Genomic DNA, 1,189 nt, shown 5'->3' on the forward strand with positions numbered 1-1,189 from the left:
GGCGGCCGGTCGCTGCCCGCCACGGACAACACCGGCCCGGCGTCGATGACAAAGGCACCGAGCACACCGCGCACCATTCTCTCCTGGATCGCTTGGTTTGCCTCGGCATACCAGGAAGTGTCCTCGACGTCCTCGGGCCTACCGGCGGCCCCAGTGTCCGCCATCGCCCGGAACATCGCGTGGCGGAGCCTCACCAGCTCCGACACATCACCCGGGCCTGCGGCTCTCACCGTCATTTCGTTTCCCATGAGAACCATTCTCCCGTTGACCTCAACAAACGACCGGCCCGCTGATGCCCTGGAGCCACAGCAGGTGTACGCGTGGATCTGCCACCCCTTTTCGACACCATCCCTATGGCCAGGGGCCGGAGGCATCGATGGGAATCGTCACGCCGGCGTCGTCTCGTCCGGTGCGGGGCCAACGTCGCCGCGGGCGATCTCGCCGCGTGCTCTGGCGTAGGCGGCGGTGATGTAGTTTCCGACATCAATCCGGCCGATCCGCCACACCCCACGGTTATCTTCAGTCACTCGCCCTGGGAACGGAACGCGAGGATCGTTGCTGGGATTCTTGTTCCTCGTGGACGTGCCCTAACAGTGAGAAACGAACCAGACGAACCGATGTCCCGGTAAGCGGAAATCGGTCCGCAGACCACCATCTTGCCAACCTCAGCGTAGGGTTCCTGTTCTCGGTCCAGCGTGGTCTGAGACGGGCGTCGGTGTGGTTGCCGGACTGTTGTGGGCTCGTCTGGTGCTGAAGATCAGAGTGGTGAGGATGATGGTGGCGCCGATGATCTGGCCGGGGCTTAACGCCTGGCCGAGGTGGACCCATCCGGCCAGGGTCGCAACCAGTGGGCTGAGCAGGCCGAGCATCGCGGTCGTCGACGCCGGCAGTAAGTGCACGCCGCGGAACCAAAGCGTGTAGGCCAGTGCCGTTCCGATGATGCCGAGGTACAGGTAACCGGCGATGTTCGGCAGGGTCAGGGATGATGGCGGCATGCCTTCGACGAGCAGGGCGATCGGGGCAAGGAAGAGCCCTCCAGCGATGAGCTGCCAGGACGTCGTGGCCAGCAGAGTGTCGGGTCGGCCCCACTTCTTGGTCAGGACCACCCCGGAGGCCATCGCGACCGCTCCGCCCAGTGCCGCGGTCACACCCAGGGCATCGAGGCGGGCCTGCGCCTGCAGCACAAGCA

General features: G+C 65.2%; 3 protein-coding genes. All 3 read right to left on the bottom strand.

Annotation, left to right across the window (positions count from 1 at the left end):
- The coding region (locus tag Y705_RS22450; RefSeq protein ID WP_216698809.1) for a hypothetical protein at positions 1–236 on the bottom strand (236 nt) is incomplete at its 3' end.
- A 150-nt stretch (positions 237–386) separates the two neighbouring features.
- Complete coding sequence (locus Y705_RS21980; protein WP_155850093.1) at positions 387–527, bottom strand: hypothetical protein; 141 nt, start codon at positions 525–527, stop codon at positions 387–389.
- A gap of 138 nt (positions 528–665) precedes the next feature.
- On the bottom strand, positions 666–1,189 hold a 524-nt coding region (locus tag Y705_RS20225; protein WP_155850095.1), incomplete at its 5' end, for a DMT family transporter.

The organism is Arthrobacter sp. H41, from assembly GCF_000520535.1.
In the GTDB taxonomy this organism is placed as follows: Bacteria; Actinomycetota; Actinomycetes; order Actinomycetales; family Micrococcaceae; genus Arthrobacter_D.